Here is a 21,231-nt window from a genome sequence, read left to right on the forward strand (position 1 = left end):
TGCCGCCGCATGAGGATACCGATGGACGTCACCTACCCTTTGAGTCTGGGCGATCCGCTGGAATCGGCCCGCAAGGCCACCGCAGAGATGCTGCGTACCCGTGAGCGAACTTACTCGATGCCACAGCCGTTCTATAACGATGAGCGTCTGTTCCAGATCGACATGCAGGAGATCTTTGGCAAGGAGTGGCTGATTGCCGGAATGACGAGTGAAATCCCTGCCAAAGGCAATTTTCTCACGCTGCAGATTGGCGATAACCCCGTCATGGTGGTGCGTGGTGCTGAAGGCAAGGTACACGCTTTTCATAACGTGTGTCGGCACCGCGGTTCTCGCCTGTGCGTCAGCGAGAAAGGCAAGGTGGCCAAGCTGGTCTGCCCCTATCATCAATGGACCTACGAGCTGGACGGCCGCCTGCTGTTTGCCGGTACCGAAATGGGCGCTGACTTCAACATGGCGGACTTCAACCTGAAGCCGGTGCATGTGAAAACGGCGGGCGGATACATCTTTATCTGCCTGGCCGAAGAGCCTCCCGCTATTGATGACTTCCTGCGTACGCTCGACCATTACATGGAACCGTACGACATGGAAAACACTAAGGTCGTAGCCCGTACGGACCTGATGGAAGCCGCCAACTGGAAGCTGGTGCTTGAAAACAACCGCGAGTGCTACCACTGCAACGGCTCGCACCCAGAGCTGCTCAAGACACTACTGGAATGGGACGATGTAACCGATCCGCGCGCCAACCAGGCCTTCAAGGATCACGTTGCCGAAAGCGCCGCCGCTTGGGAGGCCGAGCAGATCCCGTATGCCCACGCCAGCTTTGGCCTGCGTAACCGCATTGTGCGCATGCCGCTACTCAAGGGCACGGCGTCCATGACGCTGGATGGCAAGCCCGGCTGCAAGAAGCTGATGGGACGTATCAAGAACCCGGAGTTGGGCTCCATGCGCATCCTGCACCTGCCGCACTCCTGGAACCACGCCATGGGGGATCACCTGATTGTGTTCACTGTTTGGCCAATCAGCGCCCAACAGACCGTGGTTACCACCAAGTGGCTGGTGCACAAGGATGCAGTAGAGGGCGTCGATTATGAGGTAGAAAATCTGCGCAAGGTTTGGGATGCCACTAACCAGCAGGACCGAATGCTTGCCGAGGAAAATCAGCGCGGCATCAACTCCAAGGCCTACCAGCCCGGCCCGTATTCACAGACCTATGAATTTGGCGTCATTAATTTCATTGACTGGTACAGCGAACGCCTACTGGCCAACCTGGGCGAGGAACAGCCTGTACCCCATCTGCGTCAAGTGGGTGCCGATGGCTGATTGACTACTCTGTTTTAAGAACCCCGCTTCGGCGGGGTTTCTTTTGTTCAGTCAAAAACCGTTGCATTTTCAACTGCCAAGCACTGCACGCTTCAGGAAAGCACAGCGCAATGCAGACTTGTCGCTATGAAATAATCCGGCCAGTCGTTGGGCCCTGGCTGCCAAGCCTTTCGGCACCCAAAGGACTCAACGCAATCCATTCAAGGATCTGACATGAACAACAACAGCCTGAAAATGGCCCTGGCTTCGGCTGCCCTTGTATTCGGCCTTGTCACTCTACCGGTCCAGGCTGCCAGCAAGGCCGAAACCACCCAGACAGCCAATAGCCACTCCATCTCCCTGCTGAACCATCAGCTAGTGCTGGCATTACCCGAGGGGTTCGATGTCAGTCCCCTGCCGCCCGGCACAACTGCCGAAGACCCGTCAGCACGCGGCAAACTGTATATCAACAAAGCCAGCCAACAGTTGATCGTTACCTCTGAAACACCAACGCCAGAAGATAAAACCGCCAGCAACCGAGTCGTGCTTGCCAAGGCCAAAGCCGCATTCTATGCACGGCAGAAACTGAGCGGCAGCAAATTCAAAGTGCTCAAGGAAAAGACCCTAAAGCGCGACGGCCTGACCCTTCAGCAACTGGAAACCACGTCAGTCATGAACGGCACGCCCATGCGCAGCACCGCCTTTATTGCCGAGGCAGATGCGCGGGTTGCGGTTGTACAGCTGCTGTCTGACCGAAAGGACGAAGCCGCTCACAAGGCCCTGGTACAACACGTCCTGGGCGAGCACTGATTCTGTCTTAACCTCTTAAGCGGTCTTGCCCCTTTTCTGTAGAGGTCGCAAACGTTTGGCTTTTAGCTGATGGCTACCCTTAAGCATTCCCGATCGCGTCCGATATGCAGGCATCCCTTACAGAGCGAAGGATCGCCTGCCCTTATTTTCTAACAGGACCGATCATGTTCAGACATTTGAAGATCTCTTACCGGACCCTTCTGAGCTTTGGTGCAGTAGCCCTGCTACTGATCATCCTTGGCATTTCCAACTTGGTGCAAATGGCTGATATCCGCCGTGCCGGACAAGTCATCGAAAACAACGCCATGCCGAGCCTTGCAACGGCAGACGAAATTGCGCTGAACATCACCCGTCTTCGTGTCGAGGTGCTTCGCCTGGTAGCGAACCCGGACAAGGCGGTGCAGGCCAAGAGCAACCAGACCATTGCCACACTGGATGGAAAGATCCAAGAAACTTTCAAGAAATACGAGACGCTGATTTCCAGCGAACAGGAGCGCCAGGCACTCTCCACGCTCAAAACCACCTTTCAGGAATACATGAGCATTCTGGCCAAGGTACAGGGCTTTGTAAGCGAAGAGGATCTGTCCTCCGCCAACAAGCTGATCAATACCGAACTGGCGCCTCGTGGCATCATCGTCAACGATCAGAACCTGCTGCTGCAAAAGATCAACCAGGATGCAGCGACCAAGGCTGGTCAGGCCGCAGCCGAGAGCTACAGCCAGGCCCAGGCGATCGTGATCGGTATCATTGTACTGGCCGTGATCGTCACGATCGCATTGGCCCTGCTGCTGACAGCCAGCATCGTCAAACCTATTGGCCAGGCAGTAAGCGTTGCCAAACAGATTGCCGGTGGCGACCTGAGCCAGAACGTGAAAGCCGAAGGTCGGGACGAGGCAGCGGAACTGCTTCAGGCATTGGCCGCCATGCAGGTCAACCTACGCCAGACCATCGGCCAGATCGGCGACTCGGCTACTCAGCTGTCATCGGCGGCTGACGAAATGAGCGCAGTCATGGAAGAGTCTACCCGGGGTCTTCAGCGCCAGAACGATGAGATCGAGCAGGCGGCTACCGCTGTGAACGAAATGACGTCTGCTGTAGAAGGCGTTGCCAGCAACGCGGTCAGCACCTCTGAAGCATCACAGGCGTCCAGTCATTCAGCTCAACAGGGCCGTGCACAACTAAGCGATGCCATTGCCTCCATTGAAGCACTCACCAGCGATGTCTTGGGCGCTTCTCAAAGTGCCGAGGAGCTTGCCGAGCAGGCCCTTAATATCAGCAAGGTCCTGGATGTGATCCGCGCTGTGGCTGAGCAGACCAACCTGCTGGCGCTCAACGCCGCTATTGAAGCCGCCCGTGCAGGTGATGCTGGCCGTGGCTTTGCCGTCGTGGCCGATGAAGTCCGTGCCCTGGCACACCGTACCGGGGAATCGACCCGTGAAATCGAATCCATGATCGGTAGCATCCAGCAGGGGACCGGCCACACCGTACAAGCGCTTCAGAGCAGTGCCGAGCGTGCCCGCAGCACGCTGGAAAAAGCCAACGCGGCTGGCGAAGCGTTGTCGACCATCACGTCGAATGTGGCCGACATCAACGACCGTAACCTGCTGATTGCCAGCGCCTCCGAGCAGCAGGCTCAGGTCGCCCGTGAAGTGGACCGCAGCCTGGTCAGCATCCGTGACTTGTCTGTGCAAACGGCAGCCGGTGCACAGCAGACCAGCGTTGCCACGCAGGAGCTTGCCCGCCTTGCCGTAGACCTCAACGGTCTGGTGCGTCGCTTCTCGCTGTAACCCTGATACAACCGGTGCCATCACACTTGGCACCGGTTGTATTTGTCGCAGGCGTCCGCCCCGGCTACTCTCTCTTCTCTTCCTATCACGGCCAGCCGCCCTGCCCATGCGCTACCAACTTGTCATTTTCGACTTTGATGGCACCCTGGCCGACAGCTTTCCATTCTTTCTCGAGTCGCTCGACACACTGGCTCAGGCACATCGCTTCAACCGGTACGACCCAGCCGACTTTGATCGCATCCGCAGCTACGACACCCGTCAGCTGCTGCGTTACTTTGGTATTCCCTTGTGGAAAATTCCACGTGTCGCGCGCCACTTTCAACACCTGATGGCGCACGGCGGCCATACCGTGCGGCCCTTCGAAGGGGTACCGGCCATGCTGGAGGCCCTGCATCAGGCCGGAATACAGTTGGCGCTGGTCACGTCCAATTCACTTGAAAATGTCGAGTGCATTCTTGGTCCGTCGGCTCGCTATCTGGACTGTCTCGAATGTAACGCGCCCCTGCTCGGCAAAAGCTCACGCCTTAAACAGGTAGTCGCCCGTTGTAATGTCTCGCCCGATGCCACGATCTGCATTGGGGATGAATTGCGGGATATTCAGGCGGCGCGCAAGGCAGGTATTGCCTGCGGTGCGGTCAGCTGGGGGTATGCCAGTCCAGAGGCGTTACGCAGAGCCGGGCCCGACTATCTTTTCGAACGCCTCGACGCGATTACTCACACCCTTGTCTCTCACCCTACAACGGAGCTTGCATGAAGCGCTTGCCCCTATGCGTTTTCGGCCTTATCTGGACACTGGGCCGTGCCCATGCTGCTGATCTCAACGTGACCTTTACCGATATCGAGGAGGCCAAAGGTGAATTGCTGGTAGCCGTATTCGCTTCGGCCGACGCGTGGGATAACGACAAACCATTGGAGGCATCCGCCCATATTCCAGTTACAGGGACCACGGTGCAGCATACCTTCAAGAACCTGAAGCCCGGCACCTATGCGGTATCGGTCATTCGAGATGCCAACGGCAATCAGAAGCTCGATACGAACTTTATCGGGATGCCGACTGAGCAGTATGGCTACAGCCAGAACCCTCCACTGAAGATGCGTAAGGCCACGTTTGAGGAAACACGCTTCGAGCTCAACGACTCTATTGAAGCTATTACCATCAAGCTTCGCTGACCAACAAAACTGCTCAAAAAACGATCAATCCTCTGGAGGCCTTGTATGTCGTGGCCTCCAGGCAATCATGAACACTGTATCCACAAGCGAAACCACAGTAATAGTGAGTAGAAAAATCGATCTTGAATTAATTGATCAATAAATGAGCAACTGTCTGGACGCCGCATGGCGCAAGGCTTGGCGACATTAACGAACATGCTGTCCACAGCCAGACGCACAGTAATTGTGGGAAAGCGGTTAGGTATGGCTTGAGCGGGCGAGCCCTTCGGATGGGCTCTGCCTGAATAAAAGGCTAAACCGTCTCATAATTGCCCTGTAATGGCTTAATAATGGCCTTTGTGGATGACAGAGTTTTGTCATCCAAGTCATTGACAGATGAGTTAACCAACCCTCAGCAACAGCTTATCCACAGCTCTTCCCACGGTTCATCCACCTTTTCAGGGCATTTTTAGCTTTATATCGGGTGGATAACTCAATGAAGCGCACGCTCTTCATACAGTGCTGAAATAGAGAGCTCATTAGCTTTGTCAACACTGATCAACAATACAGTAGTTGCCTCTATCCCTTTAAAATCAAGGCTTACAGCCTCTTCCAAACATATTACTCACAAACTTATCCACAAGTTGTTGTGATTACAGGAAAAGCCATCCCTGTCATTTTGATCAAAAAGTGACCACTTCAGCTAAAGCCGCATGGTTACTAGGGTCGAATAATTATCCAACAGATTATCCACAGGCTCGTGCACACAATTTGTGGGCTTGAAGGGATAAAAAGACAGGCACCCAAAAGCCTCCAGCAAGCCGGAAGCCGACATGAGATATGAAAGTCGTCCTACCGAACGACGCCTTCCTCACGCAGGACCTTGAAAATGGCTTCTGCGCCCGCCTGCGGGGTGACATCTCTCAGGATCTGACCGCCATCTCCTGTTGCCTTGGCCGTGGCGGCGCGAAAACGATCGGCAGCCGTCTTGGCCTTGATGACTTTCAGCCGCTTCGGCCGTGGACGAGCCGGCTGCAAGACGGCCTCTTGCCACAGGAGGTCATCGACGATATCCACGTCTTCAACCTTGATCTCTCCACGCCTTGCGGGCCCAAAGGCGCTTTGACGGGCGGCTGGCGCTGCGTTGTCCACACTGGCGACAAAAGGCAGGCGTACCCTTAGCCGTCGCCTTTGTCCGCGCGGCAGGGCTTGCAGTACCTGGGCATGTCCGGCGTCTACCGATTCAACGTCTGCCAGCCCAACTACCAGGGGCCAACCCAGCGATTCGGCCAGAAGATAGGGCAGCATGCCCGACCCTTCCCCAGTCTCGGCTTGAGTGCCGGTCAATACAACCTGGACCTGAGCCTCCCGAAGGTATTCCACCAGCACCGGTAGAGCATCGGCGCCCTTGGGCTGCTCCAGGACATGCAGGGCAGGCAATCCCATACCCAGGTAGGCGCGCAGCGACTCCTCGTAGGGATTACCGGCATGCAGTACCGTGAGTCGATCACCCGCCAGATGCAGCCCCAATTCGACCGCTCGGGCATCCTGCTCTGCGCGGCGGGCGCGGGCCGACATGGGATGCGACCCCACCGATACCAGCGTAATCACATTCAATTGGCCGTCGGACATACCGTTTACCTCCTTCAAGACTCACGTTGCGTTGCTGAAGCGGTAGTCCTGCGGACGACCGCTTCAGGCCGCTTCCCTCTGCTCACCGCGGCGGTAGGCCTCGACCAGATCGATCAAGGCTTCCAGCACGGCGTTCGAATCTGCAATGACTGACAGGTCTGCCCGCTTGATCATGTCGCACCCCGGATTGAGGTTAATGGCAATGACCTTGTCGCAGGCACCTATGCCCTGTAAGTGCTGTACCGCGCCGGAAATCCCGACGGCCAGGTAGACCCGTGCCGTTACCCAGGTCCCCGTAGCGCCTACCTGCCGGTGACGTGGCATATGCCCGTCGTCTACCGCCACCCGCGAAGCCCCTTCTGTTGCCCCAAGCGCCCGGGCTGCCCGATGGAAGAGATCCCAGTCCTGAACGCCATTACCACCGGACAGGATGAATTCCGCCTCGGCCATGGGAACAAGCGCCGGATCGACGGCCACGGCTCCCATGTCCTCGATACGCACAAGCGCTCGCAACTGATTGCCGTCAGCCAGCGTGACCGTACGTGCCTCATGTCGTGTTTCACTGACCGGCTCCGCACACTCGGCAGAGGCCAACACTACCCTGGGGACAGGACGCGTCAGATCTTCGCTGCCTGCGCCGGCACGGCCGGTACATAGGCCATCCTTTATCTGCCAGACACGTGTGGCAGGCCGCTCATGTAGCGTAGCAGCGAAACGACGACCCAGCTCGCCACCACCGGTACGGCTGTCCGGCAACAACCAGTGACGTGGCAAGAACTGGCTCTCTACTGCACGCAGCGCCAGCACGCGCTGTTCAGGTGAGTATCCCGTGTATTCATGACCGCTCAATTGCAATAGCCGGTCAACGCCTGCCTTATCGAAGCCAGACTCCTTGTGCTCGCCAAAGACAATGGCCAACACCGCCCCTGTTGAGCCTGCCAGCTGTCGCGCCAGACCGAGCAGATCGCGGTCGTGGCTGGAAAGCCGTCCGCCTACCAGATCGGGCACTACGGCAATGATGAAGGCGGGCTCTTCGACCCGATGCAACGGCAGTAGCACCTCCTGGGCCTCACCCAGCCGACGAACCCCGTTGCCCTGCTGAGCGCCACTGCGATCGATACGGCGCAAGCCGCTAGGCCCCTTGAAGCCCAGAGCTGCGTGGGGATTCTTGCGAATGATGCCGTTGGGGCCCATCCAGCGAGGCTGCTCATCGCGCGTACTCGCCTGCATCAAGGCGTGCAGGGGATGAAGCCGGTTACGGGCGATCCATTCGGCATGCGGATCACGGCGGATGATGTCAGTCATGCCCTGCTCCTTTGAAAAACGTCCGTGCGTGATTGGATATCGCGGCACTCAGGGCCAATCGGGTAATACGGGATGCGCTCATCAGGAGATCTCCACCGCTTCACGCCTGGGCGTGATTGGTTGCTTTACCGGCACGGCGGGTGCCTCGATTACAACTTCGGCGACCAGCTCGGCAATGTCCTTTACCTCTGGACGGGGCGCGACTACTCCCTCCAGCATGGCAGTACATTGAGGGCATCCCACAGCGACAACCTCCGCTCCAGTCGTCTTGATATCGGCCATGCGCATGTCGGGAATCCGCTGCGTACCGGGAATATCGGTAATCGGCGCGCCTCCTCCACCGCCACAGCAGCGAGCCCGGAAGCCGGAGCGCTCCATTTCCTTGACCTCAATCCCGATGGCCTTGAGTACCTTGCGAGGCGCCTCGTACTCACCGTTGTATCGACCCAGATAGCAGGGGTCGTGATAGGTCACGCTGCCCCCCTTGTGCTGCCCGAGATGAAGCGCCTGGGCATCCAGCAGCTCTGCCAGAAAGGTGCTGTGATGCAGGACCGTATAAGCCCCGCCCAGCGCGCCGTATTCGTTTCTCAGCACGTGAAAGCTATGCGGGTCGCATGTCACGATCCGGTTGAAGCGGTACCGCGACAGCGTGGCGATATTGCGCCTGGCCAATTGCTGAAAGGTCGCCTCGTCCCCCAGGCGTCGCGCCAGGTCACCGCTGTCGCGCTCTTCCAGCCCCAGCACGGCAAAATCAACCTTGGCAGCCTTGAGAATCTTGACGAAAGCCCTGAGGGTCCGCTGGTTGCGCATGTCAAACGCGCCATCACCCACCCAGAACAACACATCGACGCGCTGCTGGTTGGCGATCAGAGGCAGATCAAGGTCCGCAGCCCAGTTCATCCGGTTGACCGGGTTGAAGCCGTTGGGGTTATCCGTGGCAATTAGATTATCGAGCACCTCAGCGCCCTTGTTGGGGGTTGCCCCTTTCTCCAGGGTCAGATGGCGACGCATATCAACGATGGCATCGACGTGCTCGATCATCATCGGGCACTCTTCCACACAGGCCCGACAGGTGGTGCAGGACCATAGCGTCTCGGCATCGACCAGCGCCTTGCCTTCAAATGAAACAATGGGCGAATGGGCATTGCCGCCGTGCTCACCAATTGGCTTCCCGGGATAAGGCGAGCCGAAATAACGCGCGTCGGTGCCACCCGCCATGCCGATAACCATGTCCTGGATCAGCTTTTTCGGGTTGAGCGGCTGACCGGCCGCATAAGCGGGGCACATGGCCTCGCAGCGGCCGCACTGCACACAGGCGTCAAAGCCCAGCAGCTGATTCCACGTAAAGTCCTTGGGTTTCTCCACACCCAACGGTGCAGCAGGGTCATTCAGGTCCAGCGCTTTCAAGCCACTGGAGCGCGCCGCGCTGGCGTTATAAGGAGTACGGAACCGCTCGGGCCGACGGTGGAAGGCTAGATGCAGCGCACCGGCAAAGGCGTGCTTCATCGGACCGCCCCAGGTCATGCCGAAGAATAATTCCGACACGCCCCAAGCCACGCCTACGGCCAGCACGGCCGCCAGTATCCAGCCGCCAAAATTTTCCGGGAGTACGCCCGCTACGGGCAGCGTAGCAATGAAAAAGCTCGCGGAAAACATCAGTAGGCTTTTGGGCAAGCGCATCCATGGCCCTTTGGACAGGCGTGCCGGTGGGTTGCGGCGACGCTTGGCCACGAACAAGGCACCCGTGAACATGCAAGCGGTGGCCGCCAATAGCGCCCAACCCAGAACACGGTTATGCAAGCCAAATCCATGAACCAGTACAGCCAGCACGGCGGCCAGAACGAAGCCGCCTGCGGTGGCCACATGGGTTCGCGACATATAGCGATCCCGCTCGACCACATGGTGCAAGTCCACCAGATAGCGCCGCGGCATGGCCAGCAGACCCCGAATCAGGTCGACATGGGCGGGCCGGCCCTGCCGCCAGAGCCGTACGCGTCGAAAAGCACCGATCGCAGCCAGTGCCAAGGCCGTAAAGAGCAGAACGGGAATAAGGATATCTAACATACCGGAGCCTCGTAGGGTGGGTGAGCCAGAGGCATTACCCATCCTCAACATGTCAGGCGGTACCTAAACCGCGGGTAGCCCTCGTGGTGGGTCAGACTGCTCTGCAGCTAACCCACCCTGCGGTTCGCAAAGGCGCGTACTTAAAAGTCCTTGCACAGCCGCAATGCGTCGTAGATTGCGGCGTGGGTGTTGCGCTGCGCCACGCAGTCCCCGATGCGATACAGGAGATAACCGCTACCCTGCTCATTCAAGGCGGGTTGTGGCTCGATAGCAAACAAGGCCTCGATATCGATCTGACCCTTGTTACGCGAACCGTCCTTCAGCGCGTAGTACAAGGTCTCGTCCGGTCGCACGCCGTTCTCGATAACGATCTGATCGACCACCCGCTCCTCCTTGGCGCCGGTATATTCGTTTTCCAGTACGGCAATCTTCTTGTCGCCCTCGGGATATACCTTTTCCAGCATGAGATCGCCGGTCATGATCACCTCCTTCGGGTAGAGGCTGCGGTAGTAGGTCGGGAACGTGGTCCCGCCAATGGCTACGCCCGGTTTGATGTCATCGGTGACGATTTCCACCTGTGCGCCTTTATCGGCCAGATAATCAGCCGCCGACATCCCGGAAAATTCGCAAATGGTGTCGTAGACCAGCACGTTTTTGCCCGGCTCGACCTTACCGGAAAGAATGTCCCAGCTGCTGACGACCAGGCCTTCGGCCGCGCCCCAATGCTCGTTCTGCTCCATGAATGGATGACCGCCATTGGCCAGCACAACGATGTCCGGACGCAGATCCATGATCGTGTCAGGATCAGCCGCCGTCCCCAGCCGCAGGTCGATATTCAGGCGAGCCAGCTCCAGTTGATACCACCGCGTGATACCCGCGATCTGGTCACGCTGAGGCGCCCGGGCCGCGAGAGTAATCTGCCCACCCAGCTGCTCCTGCTTTTCGAACAGGGTCACGTCATGCCCCCGCTCAGCCGAGACGCGGGCCGCTTCCATTCCCGCCGGGCCGCCGCCGACAACGACTACCTTGCGCTTGGGCCCGGTGGATTTCTCGATGATGTGCGGAACCCCCATATACTCACGGCTGGTTGCGGCGTTCTGAATACACAGCACGTCCAGCCCCTGGTATTGACGGTCGATGCAGTAGTTGGCGCCAACACACTGGCGAATCTGGTCCACCTGCCCTATCTTGATCTTGGCGATCAGATGCGGATCGGCGATGTGGGCACGGGTCATACCGACCATGTCCACGTAACCGCCCTCAAGGATGCGTGTCGCCTGGTTCGGATCCTTGATGTTCTGCGCATGCAGTACGGGCACGCTGACCACATCCTTGATACCGGCCGCCAGATGCAGGAACGGCTCCGGTGGGTAGGTCATGTTGGGAATTACGTTGGCCAGGGTATTGTGGGTGTCGCAGCCGGAGCCGATTACGCCAAAGAAGTCCACCATGCCGGTGTCGTTGTAATACTTGGCGATCTGTTTCATATCGTCATGGGTCAGACCGTCCGGGTGGAATTCATCACCACAGATCCGCATGCCGACACAGAAGTCATCGCCAACTTCGGCCCGTACAGCCTTGAGCACTTCCAGGCCAAAGCGCATACGGTTCTCGAAGCTGCCGCCCCATTCATCGGTACGCTTGTTCACACGGGGCGACCAGAACTGATCGATCATGTGCTGGTGCACAGCAGACAGCTCGACGCCATCCAGCCCACCCGCTTTCGCCCGGCGTGCGGCCTGGGCAAAATTGCCGATCACCCGCCAGATCTCCTCCGGCTCGATGGTCTTACAAGTAGCGCGATGCACAGGCTCGCGGATACCGGACGGCGACATCAGGGTTGGCCAGTGACCACCGTCCCAACGGGAACGGCGACCCATGTGGGTAATCTGGATCATGATCTTGGCGCCGTGCTTGTGCATGGCATCCGCCAGGTTCTGAAAATGCGGAATGATGCGGTCGGTAGCAAGGTTTACCGAACTCCACCAGTGCTGTGGACTATCGATCGCCACGACTGAGGAACCGCCGCAAATGGCAAGGCCAATGCCGCCCTTGGCTTTTTCTTCGTAATATTTGACGTACCGTTCGGTCGTCATGCCGCCATCAGTGGCATACACCTCGGCGTGCGCCGTGCTGAGTACGCGGTTGCGAATCGTCAGCTTGCCGATCTGGATTGGTTGGAACATTGCTTCAAAGGCCATCACGGCACCTCATCTCAGCGAATTACGCACGGTCGGTCTTGTTATCGTTCATTGCGCCGTTACAGCGGCTTCACCACGAACAGGCCGTCGTCATGGCCTTCTTCCGCCCCGCTGTACACCTGCTCGGCCACGGTACGGACCGCGCTGCCTCTGGCGGCGAGGATCTGGTCCATGGCCCCGGCAAACCAGCCGGTAAACATGTAATCCACCTTGCGGTTGACCTTGCCGTACACGTAAACGAAGGCGGAGTGCCGCAGCCGAACCTGGGCCGTACCGGCATCCACGTCGATCTGCTCGATATCAAACAGCCCCCAGCCGCGCTGGGAGAGGCGCTTCATGTAGTGCTCATACACCTCGACGCCAACCAGTCCATGGCACTCGGCCTCTTTCTCACACCAGTGCCAGGCAGACTTGTAGCCAGCCTTGTAAAGAATCTCGGCATACTTCTCTGCACCGAGCACCTCTTCGATCCCCATGTGGTTATTGACGAAGAAGTGACGCGGTACATACAGCATGGGCAGTGCATCGGTGGTCCAGACGCCGGTTTCGTCGTCGACCTGGATTGGCATTTCGGGAGCATGTGTGGCCATGGTGAAACTCCAAACGAATGTGCTTGTGTAGGGTGGGCTACGCCGCGGTACGGTTGATCCACCCTACCGGTGATCGTCGAAGATCAGTGCAGGCTGAATCAGGTCATGGCGGGATCCAGCCGCGGATCTTCAAGAAATGAAATGACTTACTCGCCCCACACCTCGCTGAGTACCCTTACCCAGTTCTCGCCCATGACTTTGCGCACAGTGCGCTCGGACATGCCTCGCTTGAGCAGCGTCTCGGTCAGATTGGGAAATTCGCCTACGGTGCGGATGCCCAGGGGGTTCACGATCTTGCCGAAGTTGGTCAATCGACGGGCGTAACCCTTGTCATGGGTGAGGTATTCGAAGAAGTCCTGGCCGTGGCCTTGGGTAAAGTCGGTACCAATGCCGATGGCGTCTTCGCCAACGATATTCATCACGTACTCAATGGCTTCGGCATAATCATCGATAGTGGATTCGATGCCCTTGGCCAGGAACGGCGCAAACATCGTAACGCCCACGAAACCACCATGATCGGCAATGAACTTAAGCTCTTCGTCGGACTTGTTGCGTGGATGCTCCTTCAGGCCGGACGGTAGGCAGTGGGAATAACAGACCGGCTTTTGGGATTCGAGGATGACTTCTTCAGAGGTCTTGCTGCCCACATGGGACAGGTCGCACATGATGCCGACGCGGTTCATTTCGGCAACGACCTCGCGGCCAAAACCGGACAGACCGCCGTCGCGCTCATAGCAACCTGTGCCTACCAGGTTCTGGGTGTTGTAGCACATCTGCACGATGCCTACGCCCAGCTGCTTGAAGATCTCTACGTAGCCGAGCTGATCCTCAAAGGCATGAGCATTCTGAAAGCCGAAGATGATGCCGGTCTTGCCTTGAGACTTGGCCTTACGGATGTCAGCGGTGGTGTAGACCGGCATGACTAGGTCACTGTTTTCGCGCATCAGCTTCTTTTGCGCCGCGATGTTGTCCACGGTCGCCTTGAAGCCTTCCCAGACCGACACGGTGCAGTTGGCTGCCGTCAGCCCTCCCTTGCGCATGTCCTCAAAGAGCTCACGGTTCCATTTGGCGATGATCAGCCCGTCGATAACGATGCTGTCGGCGTGCAGTTCAGTGGCATTCATCAGGGCAGCTCCCAGGTTTCGCGACGCCGGATCATGTGCCGACGCTTTGAAAGGAGCATATCCCTCAGGTTTTCTGCGCTATCGCGTAAAAACGACAGGGGGATTACCAGAAGCGTCAATGCGCGTTCAACAGGCAGTAACGGCTGACCGCGCCCTGTCTCCAGCGCCAGCCAAAAGCCGGGCAGACGTCTGGAGCAGAACGTTCTAATGCAGACGAAAGACGGAAAAGCGGAAAAATGTCGAAAAAAAACCCCGCAATGCCTTAGCAAGCACGCGGGGTTAAAATGCCCTGTTGGGCCTCAGTGTGTTTCGTCCAGACCAAGCGTAAGGGCGCTTTTCCCGGAAATTCGAGGAGCTAAGCCGCTCAACTCGACAAGAAGCGCTACTTTAGCAGCACCTTCCCAAAATCACCCTGTGACATATTGCCCCTCCCTGACGCCATTAGACTTTCGTTTTATTACAGATAAATAACCATTGAGCGCTCTGCTTGCTGGAAAGCGACCTGCGCGTATCCAGTACCGTCTTGTGCACTTGCCTTGCCATTGACCGCTGCCAAGAATCGGTACGGGACTTAACGGAGGATTCGTCATGATGCATGCAGACCTAATCGACCAGGACGACTTCAGGGACCGCCTGATTGCACTGGGTATCGCCGTACCGTCGGGTACTACTCCCGAGCAAGCCTGCCAGCAGGCGCTATGCGGGCTGAACCCTGAACGAGTCACAGCCCTGCGGCGTCTGGTCGAAGAACTCCTGTCAGGTCATGCGACACTATTACCGTCCGTTCGCGAAGCTATTGCTCGTCAGCTGCTACCTGCCCTGGCCCAGCATCGCTAGGCCAGGGCAGCACGTCTATCAGCCAAGCCTTACACTGGCAAACGTCGACTCTCCTTGCGCCTGACTGAGCGCGGCCAGGGCCGAGGATGTCGGGAGTAAGGCCAACTCCTGCGGAACCGGCACCAGCATCACAGGCTGCCCCATCGATACGCCCTGCCGCTCATCACGCGGGGGAATCCCAAAATACTCCCGGTAACACTTCGAGAAGTGCGGCGTGGAAACGAATCCGCATACCGATGCCACTTCGATGATGGACATGGTGGTCTGTTTGAGCAGTTGTCTGGCTCGAATCAGGCGCAGCTTCAGGTAATAGCGCGACGGCGAACAGTGCAGGTATTTCTGAAATAAGCGCTCCAGTTGGCGACGCGACACATTCACATAGACGGCCAGCTCGTCGAGGTCAATGGGCTCCTCCAGGTTGGCCTCCATCAGCGCGACGATTTCCTGCAGCTTGGGTTGATTGGTGCCCAGCATATGTTTGAGCGGCACACGCTGATGATCCTGCTCGTTGCGGATACGTTCATAAATGAACATTTCAGAAATCGCAGCGCACAATTCGCGACCGTGCTCACGGCCGATCAGGTGCAGCATCATGTCCATGGGAGCCGTACCCCCCGATGACGTGAAGCGGTTACGGTCGATGGAGAATAGCCGCGTCGTCAGTGATACACGCGGGAAGGCTTCCTGCATGGAGGCCAGCATCTCCCAATGCACGCTGCACTCGTAACCATCGAGCAGTCCGGCCTTGGCCAGCGCCCAACTGCCCGTGCAGACAGCGCCCAGCTTGCGGCCCTGCCGTGCCTGCGCCTGCAGCCAGCTCACATGTTCCCGCATGACGCTTCGCTGAATGCCCACACCGCCACACACGATGACCATGTCCATGGCCGGTGCAGCCGCGACAGCACTGTCCGGAGTAATTTGCAGGCCGTCACTGGCCTGGACCGGACGGCCATCCAGGCTGAGCGTAGACCAGCGGAACAGCTCACGACCCGACAGCTGATTGGCCATCCGCAGTGGCTCTATCGCCGACGCCAGTGAGATCAGGGTGAAGTTGTCCAGCAGCAGGAACCCGATGGATTGCGGAACACGGTATTGTGGCTGACTTTGATTCAATGACATTGGAACGCCCTCTTCACGCTAAGCCCGGTATGGCCTCATCGAGGCTCTTTTTATCGTCGTGAGTCGTGTCCAGCTGCTGACGGAATCACTCGTTGTCACGGGATGTAACACCGCCAGGCCGTATGACCTTGGATAGAGGCTTCGCAAATGTCATGCCTACCTTGAACAGCCATTCAATTAAAGAGAAAGAAGATGCTTGGCAAAGCGGTTCCGAGGCTGGTAGTGCCAAAGGCCATCAGTGACCGATGGGTCATGGCAGGCTGTGTCCGTGTGCAAATCCGTAGCAACTCGCAGAGCTGGCTTGTGTGGAAAAAGATTTCTACAGTAACAAAGGGCGGATCGAATTTTCGCTTTCTGCCAAGCAGTCCCCTGCACAAAGATGCGCCAAAAGGTGGCAAAGCTTTCCCGGTGTGTGCAAATTCAGTTCAGGCTCACTAATTACCCACGGATCGCATTGCGGTGACACTCATTACTTAACGTGAAATCCCCCTCAAAAAGCATATCTATTCCTTTTAGGCCGCCCCGGTAATCAATAAAAAGGACTATTAACTGTCCTATCGCCTACAGCCCCTATAGGCCATGGTCTGCATGTCTTTAGCCTGTACATGTAGAGGCTAAAACAGCGTTTGGGACATAACAGGCGCAGCAACAGGTTGCAACATTGTCGGCTGCCTGGATGTTGGGTAACCTGAATGACTGAGCATGGCGACCGGCCATCTCGCAAGACGCTATCTCTATTTCGAGCACGGCTTGCCGGCTCGATGAAACTGGATGAACCAGACAGCTTGGCTGCCATGGCTATTAAAACGATAAAACTACTCGGCACCGAACCGGGCACCTTCTCGCTTTACCTGTGCGCCAATTCCAGGGCAGAGGCCGCCGTCGCTTTCCCGTTAGAAACCGGAAATGTCCAGGCATGCTCCCTTGGTTACAGGGAAGCGCTCGCGCTTTGATGCGTGAAACCTGGGTTTATCAGGCAGGCCGCTCAGGTGCCCTGCCTCTTACCGGTAGACCCTCTCCCTCAATGAATGGATTCTCTCTCATTCGTGAGGTCACCCAGAAGGCAAAAGTCCCTACCTCTGGACCGCTTTCCGCCGTCTCAGGCACGGCTCTTTCCGGCCGCCCTGTTTCACCCGTTGTTTTAACGAACACTCCGATCATCAAATTGCCGCGGTCAGGGCCTGCCATACGGCACAACTGTGCTGGCTACGACGCCTCGACCTCTGGTTACGACGCCGCCTGCACTGGATGCGACGTGACTGGTAGGCGGTTGATGAACGATCGGTTACAGATAACCCATCACGCAGCGGAGTACATCGGCCTGACCCTTGCCGAACCACGCCCGTCTGCCACGATTTGCTGCCCTATGCCTTGTGCATGCGCGGCAGCATCAGGAAGGAGACATTCACCATGAAAGGTTGCAATGCGTTACTACTGGCCCTGAGCTTAGGCGCCCCGCTTATGGCCCAGGCGGCCGAGCCCGAGTCCTGCGCCACCGTTCGCTTTGCCGATGTCGGCTGGACCGACATTACCGTCACTACCGCCGTAACGTCCGAAATCCTGCAGTCGCTGGGCTACAAGACCAAGACCAACATGATCTCCGTTCCTGTGACTTACAAGTCGATGCAAAACAAGGATATCGATGTCTTTCTGGGTAACTGGATGCCGAGCATGGCGGCCGATATCAAGCCCTACAGCGACAACGGCAGTGTCGAAACCCTGCGCGCCAACCTCGAAGGGGCCAAATACACCCTGGCAGTCCCGGAATACGTGTACGACGCCGGCGTGAAGACCTTTGCCGATATCGTCAAGAATGCCGACAAATTCGGCGGCAAGATCTATGGCATCGAGCCGGGTAATGACGGCAATCGCCTGATTCAGAGCATGATCGACAAAAATGCGTTCGACCTGGGCAAGTTCAAGATGGTCGAGTCCAGCGAAGCGGGCATGCTCTCCCAGGTTCAGCGCGCCGAGCGTCGTAAGCAGTGGGTCGTCTTCCTGGGCTGGGAACCGCACCCCATGAATACCCGATTCAAGATGAAGTATCTGGAAGGCGGTGACGACTACTTCGGCCCCAACCTGGGCGGCGCCACGATTTACACCAATGTGCGCAAAGGCTACGTCCAGGAATGCCCGAATGTCGGCAAGCTGCTGACCAATCTGAACTTCTCGCTAGGCATGGAGAACCAGCTCATGGACGACGTACTCAATGGAGGTAAGACGCCGGAGGCCGCCGCAAAAGCGTGGCTGAAGGCAAATGCCCAGGTAGTGGACACCTGGCTGGCCGGGGTGACGACTCGAGACGGCAAGCCCGCCTCCGAAGTCATGGCCAAGCTCACGCAGTAACCACCCCAACGACCTGGACAGCCCGGCCGCTAAAGGCGGGCTATCCAGGTCGCTGGATTGTTGATACTCAACTCCAGGGATTTTATCTATGTTCCTTACCGACCATAAGCTCCCGCTGGGGCAAGCCATTTCCGATTTTGTCGACTGGCTGATCATGAACTTCTCGGGATTCTTTGACCTGATTTCCGATGCCCTTTCTACCGTCATCTCAAGCACCACGGGAGCCCTGCTCTGGTTCAACCCCCTGGCCCTGACCGCGATCCTTGTGGCGTTGGTCTACCTCATTCAACGCAGCCTTGCCCTCACGCTGTTTGCCGCCGCCTCGCTACTTCTGATCATTAACCTGGGATACTGGCAGGAGACCATTGAAACCCTGTCTCAAGTCATCTTCGCCACCCTTGTCTGTATCGCCATTGGCGTGCCGCTGGGTATCATAGCGGCCCATAAACCCTGGTTCTTCGCCACATTGCGTCCGTTGCTGGACTTGATGCAGACCGTGCCGACGTTCGTGTACCTGATCCCCACGCTGACCCTGTTCGGCCTGGGCGTCGTACCCGGCCTGATCTCTACCGTAATCTTTGCGATCGCCGCCCCGATCCGCCTGACGTGCCTGGGCATTCAGGACGTTCCGGAAGAACTCATGGATGCCGGTAAAGCCTTTGGCTGCTCCCGCTGGCAGCTCCTGACACGGATTGAGCTTCCCCATGCCATGCCCAGCATTGCCGCGGGTATCACGCAATGCATCATGCTGTCGCTCTCGATGGTAGTAATTGCCGCACTCGTAGGTGCCGACGGCCTCGGCAAGCCTGTGGTGAACGCTCTGAATACGGCGGATATCGCCCTAGGCTTCGAAGCGGGCCTGGCCATCGTACTGCTGGCCATTCTGCTCGACCGTGTCTGCAAGCAGCCCAATGCCAGAGGAGAACACTGATGAGCGCAATCCGTTTCGAGAATGTCGACGTCATCTTCGGCAAACAGACCAAACAGGCCGTCGAGCTGCTGGACAAAGGCCTTGGCCGATCCGAAATCTTCGAGCAGACCGGCCAGGTACTGGGCGTGGAAAATGCCTGCCTGGAAATCCAGAAAGGTGAAATCTGTGTCCTCATGGGGCTGTCCGGCTCAGGCAAGTCCAGCCTGCTGCGCTGCATCAACGGCCTTAACACAGTCAGCCGTGGTCGCCTGCTCATTGAGCACAATGGCAGCGAAGTGGACATCGCCAATTGCTCGCCCTCAACCCTGAAAGAAATGCGCACCTCCCGCATCGCCATGGTGTTCCAGAAATTTGCCCTTATGCCCTGGCTGACTGTTGCGGAGAATGTTGGGTTCGGCCTGGAAATGCAGGGCCGCTCCACGGCCGAGCGCAAGAAAATCATCGATGAAAAGCTGGAGCTGGTAGGTCTTACCCAGTGGCGCAACAGCAAGCCCTCTGCCCTTTCAGGCGGCATGCAGCAGCGCGTCGGTTTGGCCCGTGCCCTCGCCATGGACGCCGACATTCTCTTGATGGACGAACCTTTCTCCGCGCTCGATCCGCTGATCCGCCAACAACTGCAGGACGAGCTGCTCGCCCTACAGAGCAAGGTCAACAAGACCATCGTATTCGTCAGCCACGACCTGGATGAAGCGCTCAAGCTCGGCACCAATATCGCGATCATGAAAGACGGACGCATCATCCAGCATGGCAAGCCCGAAGATATCGTGCTCAATCCGGCAGACGACTACGTACGAACCTTCGTAGCCCATACCAACCCGCTCAACGTGCTGTGCGGTTACAGCCTCATGAAGCCGATCGAACAGTGCCGCCGCGAAGGCAATGAACTCTGCCTGGACAGCACCCGTGACTACTGGGCCAGCCTGAGCGATGCACGTAACGTCAAATCACTGCGGCGCAGCGGCGACAGTGTCAGCGTACAGCGCTGGGCGCCTGGCGAGCCGGTCGAAGCGCTCAAGCGTCAGCCTACCCTGGTCGACGCCAGCATTCGGATGCGCGATGCGCTGGAAATCCGCTATCACACCGGCAACAAGCTCATCCTTCAGCAAAACGGCTGCGTGGTAGGCATTCTGGGAGACACCGAGCTCTATCATGCGCTGTTGGGTAAAAACCTGGAGAAAAGCCATGAGGAGTCCGAGGTGACTCCTCTCCCGACCGCCTTTTCCCAGGCCGGCTGACCCATGACAGGCCGCCCACCCGGGCGGCCTCAATGCCTCTGACATAGATCGGCTTAGCCGTCCCGAGCCTAGTAAACACAGGCTTAGGGCTAGCACTCACACGTCCCGGGCTTTTTATTGATTGATCGTTCAATTAAAAAACAGTAGACTGAAGGCAACTCAGGTGATGCGTGAATGCGAGGAGATAACCGCAATGCCAAAAGTCGGCATGCAACCTATCCGTCGTTCCCAGCTGATTGCTGCCACGCTGGAAGCGGTTGACGAAGTCGGGATGAGCGAGGCGAGCATCGCCCTCATTGCCAAGAAGGCCGGTGTATCCAACGGGATCATCAGTCACTACTTCCAGGACAAAAATGGCCTGCTCGAAGCGACCATGCGCCACCTGATGTCGGCGTTGCGCACTGCGGTTCGCGAGCGTCGCGCCACGCTGACCGATAACAGCCCGCGCGCCCACCTGCGCGCCATTATCGAAGGCAACTTCGACGACAGTCAGGTTAACGGTCCGGCCATGAAGACCTGGCTGGCCTTCTGGGCCAGCAGCATGCATCAGCCGGCCCTGCACCGCCTGCAACGCATCAACGATGCACGGCTGTATTCAAACCTGTGCTGTGAGTTCCACAAGGCGCTGCCTGCACAGGAAGCCCGCCGTGCCGCACGCGGCCTGGCCGCAATCATCGACGGCCTGTGGCTGCGCGGTGCCCTTGCAGGCGGTGAATTCGACATCGACGAAGCGCTGCGCATTGCCTTCGATTATCTAGACCAGCAGCTGGCCCGAGCGGCTAACTGAAAAGGGAGAGAATCA

At 57.8% G+C, this 21,231-nt stretch carries 18 protein-coding genes; 11 read left to right on the plus strand and 7 right to left on the minus strand.

From position 1 onward, the window contains the following. Positions 1-21: 21 nt before the first annotated feature. The 5 genes from gbcA (at position 22) to GM154_RS08210 (ending at position 5,066) form a co-directional block, all read left to right on the plus strand. A complete protein-coding gene (gbcA, locus tag GM154_RS08190) occupies positions 22-1,320 on the plus strand; it encodes a glycine-betaine demethylase subunit GbcA (protein ID WP_197871226.1) in 1,299 nt (432 codons plus the stop codon). A 213-nt stretch (positions 1,321-1,533) separates the two neighbouring features. Then, the gene (locus GM154_RS08195) at positions 1,534-2,109 is read left to right on the plus strand and encodes a hypothetical protein (RefSeq protein ID WP_074827200.1); all 576 of its coding nucleotides are present in this window, start codon (positions 1,534-1,536) and stop codon (positions 2,107-2,109) included. A 164-nt stretch (positions 2,110-2,273) separates the two neighbouring features. Beyond that, the gene (locus GM154_RS08200) at positions 2,274-3,896 is read left to right on the plus strand and encodes a methyl-accepting chemotaxis protein (protein WP_258019758.1); all 1,623 of its coding nucleotides are present in this window, start codon (positions 2,274-2,276) and stop codon (positions 3,894-3,896) included. A gap of 106 nt (positions 3,897-4,002) precedes the next feature. Beyond that, positions 4,003-4,650: an HAD hydrolase-like protein gene (locus tag GM154_RS08205; protein WP_219651772.1), complete on the plus strand. Its 648-nt coding sequence runs from the start codon at positions 4,003-4,005 to the stop codon at positions 4,648-4,650. Continuing rightward, positions 4,647-5,066 (plus strand): DUF2141 domain-containing protein, encoded by a 420-nt coding sequence (locus GM154_RS08210; protein WP_219651774.1) that lies wholly within the window; start codon positions 4,647-4,649, stop codon positions 5,064-5,066. Before GM154_RS08205 ends, GM154_RS08210 begins: the two co-directional genes overlap by 4 nt. An 831-nt stretch (positions 5,067-5,897) precedes the next feature. On the opposite strand, the gene GM154_RS08215 is transcribed toward GM154_RS08210, so the two are convergent. The 6 genes from GM154_RS08215 to GM154_RS08240 form a co-directional block, all read right to left on the minus strand. After that, the gene (locus tag GM154_RS08215; RefSeq protein ID WP_010796203.1) at positions 5,898-6,677 is read right to left on the minus strand and encodes a hypothetical protein; all 780 of its coding nucleotides are present in this window, start codon (positions 6,675-6,677) and stop codon (positions 5,898-5,900) included. Positions 6,678-6,740: 63 nt separating this feature from the next. Next, positions 6,741-7,982 (minus strand): electron transfer flavoprotein subunit alpha/FixB family protein, encoded by a 1,242-nt coding sequence (locus tag GM154_RS08220; protein ID WP_219651776.1) that lies wholly within the window; start codon positions 7,980-7,982, stop codon positions 6,741-6,743. A gap of 81 nt (positions 7,983-8,063) precedes the next feature. Beyond that, on the minus strand, positions 8,064-10,046 hold the full coding sequence (dgcB, locus tag GM154_RS08225) for a dimethylglycine demethylation protein DgcB (protein ID WP_219651778.1): 1,983 nt from the start codon (positions 10,044-10,046) through the stop codon (positions 8,064-8,066). A gap of 140 nt (positions 10,047-10,186) precedes the next feature. After that, complete coding sequence (dgcA, locus tag GM154_RS08230) at positions 10,187-12,247, minus strand: dimethylglycine demethylation protein DgcA (protein WP_219651780.1); 2,061 nt, start codon at positions 12,245-12,247, stop codon at positions 10,187-10,189. Positions 12,248-12,306: 59 nt separating this feature from the next. Next, a complete protein-coding gene (locus GM154_RS08235; RefSeq protein WP_074827213.1) occupies positions 12,307-12,837 on the minus strand; it encodes a DUF5943 domain-containing protein in 531 nt (176 codons plus the stop codon). A gap of 146 nt (positions 12,838-12,983) precedes the next feature. After that, positions 12,984-13,961, minus strand: coding sequence for a dipeptidase (locus tag GM154_RS08240; RefSeq protein ID WP_010796208.1), 978 nt, complete (start codon positions 13,959-13,961; stop codon positions 12,984-12,986). A gap of 588 nt (positions 13,962-14,549) precedes the next feature. Here GM154_RS08240 and GM154_RS08245 point away from each other — a divergent pair. Next, entirely contained in the window at positions 14,550-14,798 is a 249-nt protein-coding gene (locus GM154_RS08245) for a hypothetical protein (protein WP_010796209.1), read from the plus strand. An 18-nt stretch (positions 14,799-14,816) separates the two neighbouring features. Here the strand turns inward: GM154_RS08245 and GM154_RS08250 are convergent, their stop codons facing one another. Further along, positions 14,817-15,917 (minus strand): GlxA family transcriptional regulator, encoded by a 1,101-nt coding sequence (locus tag GM154_RS08250; RefSeq protein ID WP_219651781.1) that lies wholly within the window; start codon positions 15,915-15,917, stop codon positions 14,817-14,819. Between the two features lie 692 nt (positions 15,918-16,609). On the opposite strand from GM154_RS08250, the gene GM154_RS08255 reads away from it, so the two are divergent. From GM154_RS08255 to betI, 5 genes are all read left to right on the plus strand, one after another. Next, positions 16,610-16,870 carry a hypothetical protein gene (locus tag GM154_RS08255; protein WP_150348444.1) on the plus strand — a complete coding sequence of 87 codons (261 nt, stop codon included), beginning with the start codon at positions 16,610-16,612 and terminating at the stop codon, positions 16,868-16,870. A gap of 457 nt (positions 16,871-17,327) precedes the next feature. Further along, positions 17,328-18,263 carry a choline ABC transporter substrate-binding protein gene (locus GM154_RS08260; protein ID WP_197871208.1) on the plus strand — a complete coding sequence of 312 codons (936 nt, stop codon included), beginning with the start codon at positions 17,328-17,330 and terminating at the stop codon, positions 18,261-18,263. Positions 18,264-18,351: 88 nt separating this feature from the next. After that, positions 18,352-19,194, plus strand: coding sequence for a choline ABC transporter permease subunit (gene choW, locus GM154_RS08265; RefSeq protein WP_197871206.1), 843 nt, complete (start codon positions 18,352-18,354; stop codon positions 19,192-19,194). Further along, positions 19,194-20,429, plus strand: coding sequence for a choline ABC transporter ATP-binding protein (gene choV, locus GM154_RS08270; protein WP_010796213.1), 1,236 nt, complete (start codon positions 19,194-19,196; stop codon positions 20,427-20,429). The genes choW and choV overlap by 1 nt, the downstream gene beginning before the upstream one ends. A 193-nt stretch (positions 20,430-20,622) precedes the next feature. After that, entirely contained in the window at positions 20,623-21,216 is a 594-nt protein-coding gene (betI, locus tag GM154_RS08275; protein ID WP_197871202.1) for a transcriptional regulator BetI, read from the plus strand. Positions 21,217-21,231: the final 15 nt, after the last annotated feature.

This window comes from Pseudomonas sp. MAG002Y (assembly GCF_019400845.1).
Taxonomy (GTDB): Bacteria; Pseudomonadota; Gammaproteobacteria; order Pseudomonadales; family Pseudomonadaceae; genus Chryseomonas; species Chryseomonas luteola.

What these genes read in the sequence shown, in the direction of transcription:
- GM154_RS08235 (WP_074827213.1), bottom strand. Translation starts at nt 12,837, where the DNA reads ATGGCCACACATGCTCCCGAAATGCCAATCCAGGTCGACGACGAAACC.
- gbcA (WP_197871226.1), top strand. Translation starts at nt 22, where the DNA reads ATGGACGTCACCTACCCTTTGAGTCTGGGCGATCCGCTGGAATCGGCC.
- GM154_RS08210 (WP_219651774.1), top strand. Translation starts at nt 4,647, where the DNA reads ATGAAGCGCTTGCCCCTATGCGTTTTCGGCCTTATCTGGACACTGGGC.
- GM154_RS08200 (WP_258019758.1), top strand. Translation starts at nt 2,274, where the DNA reads ATGTTCAGACATTTGAAGATCTCTTACCGGACCCTTCTGAGCTTTGGT.
- choW (WP_197871206.1), top strand. Translation starts at nt 18,352, where the DNA reads ATGTTCCTTACCGACCATAAGCTCCCGCTGGGGCAAGCCATTTCCGAT.
- GM154_RS08245 (WP_010796209.1), top strand. Translation starts at nt 14,550, where the DNA reads ATGATGCATGCAGACCTAATCGACCAGGACGACTTCAGGGACCGCCTG.
- GM154_RS08195 (WP_074827200.1), top strand. Translation starts at nt 1,534, where the DNA reads ATGAACAACAACAGCCTGAAAATGGCCCTGGCTTCGGCTGCCCTTGTA.
- GM154_RS08240 (WP_010796208.1), bottom strand. Translation starts at nt 13,961, where the DNA reads ATGAATGCCACTGAACTGCACGCCGACAGCATCGTTATCGACGGGCTG.
- GM154_RS08260 (WP_197871208.1), top strand. Translation starts at nt 17,328, where the DNA reads ATGAAAGGTTGCAATGCGTTACTACTGGCCCTGAGCTTAGGCGCCCCG.
- choV (WP_010796213.1), top strand. Translation starts at nt 19,194, where the DNA reads ATGAGCGCAATCCGTTTCGAGAATGTCGACGTCATCTTCGGCAAACAG.
- GM154_RS08220 (WP_219651776.1), bottom strand. Translation starts at nt 7,982, where the DNA reads ATGACTGACATCATCCGCCGTGATCCGCATGCCGAATGGATCGCCCGT.
- GM154_RS08250 (WP_219651781.1), bottom strand. Translation starts at nt 15,917, where the DNA reads ATGTCATTGAATCAAAGTCAGCCACAATACCGTGTTCCGCAATCCATC.
- dgcA (WP_219651780.1), bottom strand. Translation starts at nt 12,247, where the DNA reads ATGGCCTTTGAAGCAATGTTCCAACCAATCCAGATCGGCAAGCTGACG.
- GM154_RS08205 (WP_219651772.1), top strand. Translation starts at nt 4,003, where the DNA reads ATGCGCTACCAACTTGTCATTTTCGACTTTGATGGCACCCTGGCCGAC.
- GM154_RS08255 (WP_150348444.1), top strand. Translation starts at nt 16,610, where the DNA reads ATGACTGAGCATGGCGACCGGCCATCTCGCAAGACGCTATCTCTATTT.
- dgcB (WP_219651778.1), bottom strand. Translation starts at nt 10,046, where the DNA reads ATGTTAGATATCCTTATTCCCGTTCTGCTCTTTACGGCCTTGGCACTG.
- betI (WP_197871202.1), top strand. Translation starts at nt 20,623, where the DNA reads ATGCCAAAAGTCGGCATGCAACCTATCCGTCGTTCCCAGCTGATTGCT.
- GM154_RS08215 (WP_010796203.1), bottom strand. Translation starts at nt 6,677, where the DNA reads ATGTCCGACGGCCAATTGAATGTGATTACGCTGGTATCGGTGGGGTCG.